Annotated in this window: 9 protein-coding genes; all 9 read left to right on the plus strand. The window is 45.4% G+C overall.

Translation table 11 applies throughout. The features are described 5' to 3' along the window. Positions 1 to 371 precede the first annotated feature (371 nt). Complete coding sequence (locus JIN82_RS05925; RefSeq protein WP_200310716.1) at positions 372 to 923, plus strand: hypothetical protein; 552 nt, start codon at positions 372 to 374, stop codon at positions 921 to 923. Positions 924 to 1,848: 925 nt separating this feature from the next. Next, on the plus strand, positions 1,849 to 2,265 hold the full coding sequence (locus tag JIN82_RS05930; protein ID WP_234041802.1) for a hypothetical protein: 417 nt from the start codon (positions 1,849 to 1,851) through the stop codon (positions 2,263 to 2,265). A gap of 52 nt (positions 2,266 to 2,317) precedes the next feature. Next, positions 2,318 to 2,629 (plus strand): hypothetical protein, encoded by a 312-nt coding sequence (locus tag JIN82_RS05935; protein WP_200310718.1) that lies wholly within the window; start codon positions 2,318 to 2,320, stop codon positions 2,627 to 2,629. A 207-nt stretch (positions 2,630 to 2,836) separates the two neighbouring features. Beyond that, positions 2,837 to 3,208: a hypothetical protein gene (locus tag JIN82_RS05940; RefSeq protein ID WP_200310719.1), complete on the plus strand. Its 372-nt coding sequence runs from the start codon at positions 2,837 to 2,839 to the stop codon at positions 3,206 to 3,208. Positions 3,209 to 3,577: 369 nt separating this feature from the next. Beyond that, entirely contained in the window at positions 3,578 to 3,985 is a 408-nt protein-coding gene (locus JIN82_RS05945) for a hypothetical protein (RefSeq protein ID WP_234041803.1), read from the plus strand. 193 nt (positions 3,986 to 4,178) lie between these two features. Further along, a complete protein-coding gene (locus tag JIN82_RS05950) occupies positions 4,179 to 4,556 on the plus strand; it encodes a protein kinase family protein (RefSeq protein WP_200310721.1) in 378 nt (125 codons plus the stop codon). A 172-nt stretch (positions 4,557 to 4,728) separates the two neighbouring features. Beyond that, positions 4,729 to 5,046 (plus strand): hypothetical protein, encoded by a 318-nt coding sequence (locus JIN82_RS17150; protein ID WP_234041804.1) that lies wholly within the window; start codon positions 4,729 to 4,731, stop codon positions 5,044 to 5,046. Between the two features lie 1,014 nt (positions 5,047 to 6,060). Further along, entirely contained in the window at positions 6,061 to 6,396 is a 336-nt protein-coding gene (gene tnpA, locus JIN82_RS05955) for an IS66 family insertion sequence element accessory protein TnpA (protein ID WP_200310073.1), read from the plus strand. 8 nt (positions 6,397 to 6,404) lie between these two features. Continuing rightward, on the plus strand, positions 6,405 to 6,637 hold a 233-nt coding region (locus JIN82_RS05960), incomplete at its 3' end, for an IS3 family transposase (protein ID WP_200310074.1).

The raw sequence follows: 6,637 nt of genomic DNA on the forward strand, positions 1-6,637 counted from the left end.
CACCAGCTCAGCTAGGGGCGAGCGGGGGAATGACTTGAACCTAAGTTAAGGTAGAACGACCTTATCGAAAGCTAGCTAGCGGCTAGCTAACAAACTCAAATTGGGCAGCTGCGTTTTGAGTGCGTGTGCTTCAGCACCGCTTTGGACTTCCAGCTAGGGGACCTGAGCCAGCTAGCTCTTTAGCTTCGGGCTGCCAGCCTGAATTATGGGGGCTGGTGACATCGAGTTGCTATTTTATTGACCCAAGTTAGAGATCTATCATCATAGCGGCGAGCTGAGGTTTCTATCAGCTTAGCGCTGACCAGCTAATCTGGTGCAGATAGTTTAAGTCAGGAAACCATTACCGCAAACCCATACAGTCATCTCAAAGAATGAAGACCCTAATTCAAGCAATCCTAGCAACCTTGATCATGCTCTCGCCATGTTACGCATTTGTTGTTCCTCTGAAGTTTGCTGAAAAGTGCGAACGGTCAGATGCCATTATTCGAGGTGTTGTGCTCGATATTATAACCGTAGCTGGAGAAGTTGAGGACTCAAGTGGTGGCAAGGAGAGTATTCTCGAAGGTGCGTGGACGGGGCCACACTCGATTGCTGTCATTAGAGTTGTTAGCGTAATCAAGGACGACGAAAATCAAGTTGATTCAGTGATCTTTGTTCCCTGTGGCTACAGCTATGACGAGAGCCCTTGCGAGCTAACTAAATCTAAAGATTACATTCTATTTCTAGACAGCATGAGCCGGAATTACTTCCATCCGCTCGGCCCATTCTGTATGCATCGTGTCAAAAATGAGCTTGTTGGTATGAGCGGCTTTGATTGGGACGGAGATTTTGATTCAAGCAATGAGAACCGTGAAACAGTCCCGCTTGAGGAGTTCGTTAAACGCATCAAGGATGATGCGGCTAGAGCCAAGAACGACGACTAATCTGTGCCCAGCATCGAGAGTAAACCAGCACTGATTTCTAACCACAGACTGCACAGATTCCTATACTATGGAGCTGGGACTTAGCATGAATACATTTTTGTTAGTATCATTTCTCAGTTAGCTGAGTTTTTTCGCCTTGTCCAGATCGATGGGCTATCTGTGAAATCATTCCACTTTTACAACAAACCAATAATGTTCTGTTATATTGCCATGCTCTTCCGATCTACAATCATAATTCTATCTGCTAGCTCTCTAGTTTCATGTTCTTGGAATACACCTCGTTCTGGGCGTCATACTACTGAAGCTCGTCAGCAGGGATCTAACTCTCAGGCCGATTTTTACTATTTATCATCGGTGGGTAAACTAGATACATGGTTATCAAATACGAGTGAACCATTTCAAATTACTCATGATAACGCGCTAGAATCTGGTCTGCGCCACTTCATTATTTCGGATGCAGAGCACGAGAATCTACGATCTAAACTGCGGACCTCGGGGTCGATGTGGCAATTCGGCCTAGAGCAAAACCCGCAGCATGCAATTGTGACCTTTGATAAGGATGGGAGGCAAACATATATCTATCCTGAAAAATACGCTAATAATCGAGCTGAATAACATTTTTTCGAGTGGGGGAAAACTGTTCTCAGCTAGATATGTGGCACCGTTTTTTACCGCGTCCAGAGCTGTGGGTAATCTGTGTAATCTGTGGTTAACTATTTTGTCGCTAGCTATTTGATTGACTGATTAGAGCGATCTAGCAAACTTCATTAGGTTCACTGAAAAATTTCAGCTACTAACTAAGGGCGCGGCTCGCAACCATCAGCCGAAGCCATGATCGCAGCCTCGGCTAATCCCGCCGCAGATAGGTTAGGCCACTCTCGAATTACTACGAACCAAGACTGTTATGCTAAATAATTTCACGACGATGAAGAGAAGCGGAATAATTGCTTTGGGTATAGTAATTGTGATTTCTCTACAATCATGTGCTCCAAGTTATCGGCTAAATGAAGATTACTTGATCCGCTCACCTGATGCAGATGGTTATGGTTATACGAAGAAGGAAGTGGATGAACTTCATATTAAGTTAATGAACACTGAATTTCCAAAACCTGCTGGATATGTCAGATCAATGCTTTCCAAGGATGCTCATGTTGGCTTGATGGCTTCCATTACTGATTTTATCATTAGTGATGATGGTGTTATTTCGGTCTATGTACTGACTCATAAGTTGAACGATAAATATGGCTTGGTGATTTACCAAGAGCATTATGCGGAGGGTAAATCTCCCGTTGATACTGACGTTGCTGATTCAGATGCAGAGATTGTCAGAATTAGAAGATAACGCATACTACTAGGTATTTACATATCTATAGAACTAACAGATAAGATGTTTTGTGAAATTTCTATGCATACCCAAAAAGGAGGAGCGAAAAATATGGGACAAGGAATATGATGACGTGTTCCTCAAGCGATTCTGTGAATACCTAGTTGTTCATTTCAACGCGGAATACAAAGGCGACAGCTGGGGGCTTTGGGGCGCGCAAGAAGTCACCCGGTATGACTTCTCCATTCCGGATAAGAGCATCACAGTAATGACTGAGACATACATGGGCGTTACACTATGCGGAGAGAAGTCACTCGTTGATCAAATCACGGAGAAAGCCTCTACCGATGGTATTTTCAGACAGGGAGCCTGTGCCAGCTAGCTCTCTAACTGCCGAGCTGCCAGCCAGACTTGTGTGTGGGCTGGTGACATCGAGTTGCTATTTTATTGACCCAAGTTAGAGATCTATCATCATAGCAGCGAGCTGACATTTCTATCACTTCTATCTCTATGAGAACACTCGCAGCGTTCTATGACTGAAATGACTAAGCTCACCGAGATTACTAAGAACCGATAATTTTCTATCAAAATGAAACCATGCCGAGAATGTAAACATGAGGTCAGCGAACAAGCCAGAGCTTGTCCAAACTGTGGCGCTCCTGAGCCAGCGAAAGACAAGTTTGATGGTTACGGTTATGAATATAAGTCGGAGGCAAAGTTGATGGGCTTGCCGATTCTGCACATCTCGTTCAAATATCGAGCTAATGGTAGACCCGTGCCAGCGGTAGGCATTATCGCCATCGGTCAATTTGCTGCAGGGGCAATTTCTATCAGCCAATTTGGTGTTGGTTTGTTAAGTGTGTCCCAGTTTACCGTGGCTGCTGTTGCCATTGCTCAGTTTGCAGCTGGCTACACAGGCATCGCGCAGATTGGTGCCTTCTTGAAACAAATTGTTATGTAGCTAACTATGGGCGCAGCCCACTACCATCATGAAAACTATCCATCTAGCTAAACATGCCGCCCGCCAGCTCAGCCCAAGCCATGATCGTAGCCTCGGCTAACCACGCCGCTGATAGGCTAAATCACTGAACCATTACAACGAACTAGTACTGTCGGGCAATTAACATCCCTATCTGACAAAATATCCAAAGAACTCATGAAAGCTGCAGGACTGAAGTACTACAAATGCCCAGCTGGCAAGATCCGCGTAAGTAACGACACGTTCTCTATCGGAGCGTTCGAAGTCACAAGTGTTGTCACGCTTGATTGTATGCGGCGATTCACCTCGGAAACGGGATACAAGACCGTAGCGGAGAGAATGCCAGGGCGAATGAATTACCACACAAATGAACTAGTTGCGGACTTGAAGCAACGAGGGGTCTTAGACGGTGAAATTGCTGAAATTCCAGCCCTCAACTTAACACACGAAGATGCCGATGCGTTCGCAGCGTGGGCTGATCCATCGCTAAGGTTGCTCACTGTTCAAGAGGCAATTTCGCTAACGGTACAATCCATGCAGCAGCGCTTCAACGTGTGCAGTTCGTTGCATAACAACTGTCTGATACGATGCGACGATCATGACGTCATTCTCAGGGCATTTCTCTACTGGCGTGGTTTATCTGAGCAGGGGATTGAGCCGGAAGCTGTTGGAGATTACTACCTCGAGCGCCTTCTTGTCACTAGCGCCTTGGAGTACCTTGACACAGCACTTCATCTCGCACGTAGTGCATCCTCTTGATTGCCTTCTAGCACTATACGACAATACCCAACAAGTTGTGGGAGGTAAGCTCGGCTGTAGCTGATTCTTGTTAGCTACCTCCGGTCGAACGCCCCTCGGTTCGAGACTTGTTTCCCACACTGCCTCCACTATGACATTTTCAAAAATGGAAACGCTGAGACGACAATTTAGACCTCGCCTTTCGATAGTGCTGATGAATGCGTTCATCTTACCGCTGTTTGTAGTCTTTGTTGGTGCACTGCTCCCGTTTGAGTCACTATTATTTGGTAAATTGGTAGTCTTGATTGCCTCTATCACATTACTAGGTGTGCTCTGTGTGCTGTTCACGCGGCTAGAGCTCAATGCCGAGGATGACCATTTCTCATTGGTCGTTAGTCTGTTCAAGAAGCCGATTATTCAGAGACAGGTTAGAGGGATCTCATGGCACGCAATTGCCCGATATAGTCCGTCGGTTGATTCATCGCCAAACCAGACCACATTTTACCGAGTGGAAGTTGCTGACTTTGACGGGAATCGGAGTGTAGTGATGGGAGAGTTACTAGCCTCTCTATACGGGGTTGACTGTCTCTAGTTAGAGGCTCGTTGTGGACATCTAACCCAAGCTAGTATTTTTTAGAAGAAATGAAAATGATTCTATTTGGGCAAGGGGCATGCTCGGAAGCAAACAGCGCCCGCAATCGCTGGGCTAACAAGGAAGACATCGAAACCCCGACTGGTCTTCAACTCTAGAATCTCGATAAGAAATGATGAAATTATTTCCACCACTAATCTTAGTAGCATCCATTTTTCTGTTCATGGAATCATTCCTGTCGGGACCATTGGTAAAGCTTCCGACTAGAACCGCGCTGGACAACATCGAAAGAGACTTCCTGAACGAAGAGCTGGATGAAGAAGAAAAGAAGAGGTTCGAGTCACTCAAAAAAGTGATAAACTGGAATCAGCAAAAAGCCTCTTCTGCTTACTTTAAATCAACGAAGGCGTTACTCTGGATCATCGCACTTTTGAGTATCCATAATCTCATTCTCCTATATAAATTTTTAAGAAGAAAACGACCGAACTAGGCAGAGCTCACGACTAGAAACATAGCTCTCGCTATGAAGTTAGTCGGTTCGAGAATCCGTGAGGAAATCGGTATCAATGAAGAGCTTCGCTTCTGGTGAAATGCCTGTATCTCAGCTGGCTGGGCAATGATCCTTTTTTGCCCGCGTTCTAGCTAGCTAGACCTCGTCGTTCTGGCTGGAGATCGGTGGATAACTATTTTGTTGCTAGCTATTTCATTGACTGATTAGAGCGTTCTAGCAATCTTCATTAGGTCCACTGAAAACTGAAAATTTCAGCTACTAACTATGGGCATATCACGCTACCATCATGAAAACTATCCATCTAGCTAAACATGCCGCCCGCCAGCTAAACCCAAGCCATGATCGTAGCCTCGGCTAATCGCGCTGCAGATAGGTTAGCTCACTCACCAATCACTACGAATCAATATTGTTAGGCTGAAAATTCACCTTATCACTCATTCCACCATTCAACTAAAAAGGATACACTATAATGGCTTGCTACGAATATAAGCTGCTCCACTTCAAGGCTGGACTAGCTACGGAATCATCACTGCCAGACGATTTGAATCTTCGCTTTGACCAACTAGGTAAAGAAGGCTGGGAATACGTCGAAATGAAGCCCATCCAAAGTAGTGGGCTATTTTTTGTTTTTATTGCAGTTTTCAGTAGAACCAAGAGTTTTGTTGCTATTTTTCGACGAGTAAAACCTAACTAACAATGACACAGGCCTTTGACTGATTGATATCGCGTCTGAGATTCATTGAAAGCCATCCAATGGCTAACAAGGCGCAGCTCCCAAGCTCTTCCCGGCCGAATTAATGACCTTTATGATAATTTCAACCCAAAAACGTAGCGCGCTGAGTGGTCAGCGGTTGGTGTGCTAGACGTTAGGCGACAAATGCAGAAAGATTACATTCTTACCAGAGACACAGCGATTCAGATGGGGATTGAGTGAACTTCCCCAAAATACTAGCCAGCAGGTCTCCTAATTGATACCAAGGAATCATAGAGACCATGACACAACCACGTAGAAGACATAGCGAAGAATTTAAGCAGGAAGTCATCGATTACTTTCTGAGTAGTGCAAAAAGCGTAACCCAAATCTGTAGAGACTTCCAAATCTCGCCCAGCCAATTTTATGCCTGGAAAAAGAAGCTCCTTGGGGACGCAGAGAGTGACCGAGCCTCAGGCGAGGGCATGAACGAAGTCCCCAAGGAGGCTTCGGTCGCAGAGTTAGCTGAGGAAGTTAGGAGGCTGCGCCAAGAGCTAGCCAAGTCACAGCGCCGTGAAGAAATCCTAAAAAAGGCTGCGCTCATATTGGGAAACGATCCTCACAACAATATGAGCTAGTTCAGAAAATGAAGGATCAGGGTAACTATTCGGAGCTAGAGCTGTGCGCAGCTTTCGGCGTTTCAAGAGCTGGTTATAGGTACTATGTTAGCCAGCCGTCAACTCAGAGAAAATGCACTCAGTTAGAATTGCTTGCAGAAATTAAAGCCATACATAAAGACCACAACCTTAAGGTTTATGGCTCGCCTCGAATGACTAAAGAGCTACAGGCCAGAGGCTGGAAGTGCTCTGAAAATACCGT

It is taken from the genome of Persicirhabdus sediminis (assembly GCF_016595495.1).
GTDB lineage: Bacteria > Verrucomicrobiota > Verrucomicrobiia > Verrucomicrobiales > Akkermansiaceae > Persicirhabdus > Persicirhabdus sediminis.

What these genes read in the sequence shown, in the direction of transcription:
- JIN82_RS05925 (WP_200310716.1), top strand. Translation starts at nt 372, where the DNA reads ATGAAGACCCTAATTCAAGCAATCCTAGCAACCTTGATCATGCTCTCG.
- JIN82_RS05940 (WP_200310719.1), top strand. Translation starts at nt 2,837, where the DNA reads ATGAAACCATGCCGAGAATGTAAACATGAGGTCAGCGAACAAGCCAGA.
- JIN82_RS05945 (WP_234041803.1), top strand. Translation starts at nt 3,578, where the DNA reads ATGAATTACCACACAAATGAACTAGTTGCGGACTTGAAGCAACGAGGG.
- JIN82_RS17150 (WP_234041804.1), top strand. Translation starts at nt 4,729, where the DNA reads ATGATGAAATTATTTCCACCACTAATCTTAGTAGCATCCATTTTTCTG.
- JIN82_RS05930 (WP_234041802.1), top strand. Translation starts at nt 1,849, where the DNA reads ATGAAGAGAAGCGGAATAATTGCTTTGGGTATAGTAATTGTGATTTCT.
- tnpA (WP_200310073.1), top strand. Translation starts at nt 6,061, where the DNA reads ATGACACAACCACGTAGAAGACATAGCGAAGAATTTAAGCAGGAAGTC.
- JIN82_RS05950 (WP_200310721.1), top strand. Translation starts at nt 4,179, where the DNA reads ATGAATGCGTTCATCTTACCGCTGTTTGTAGTCTTTGTTGGTGCACTG.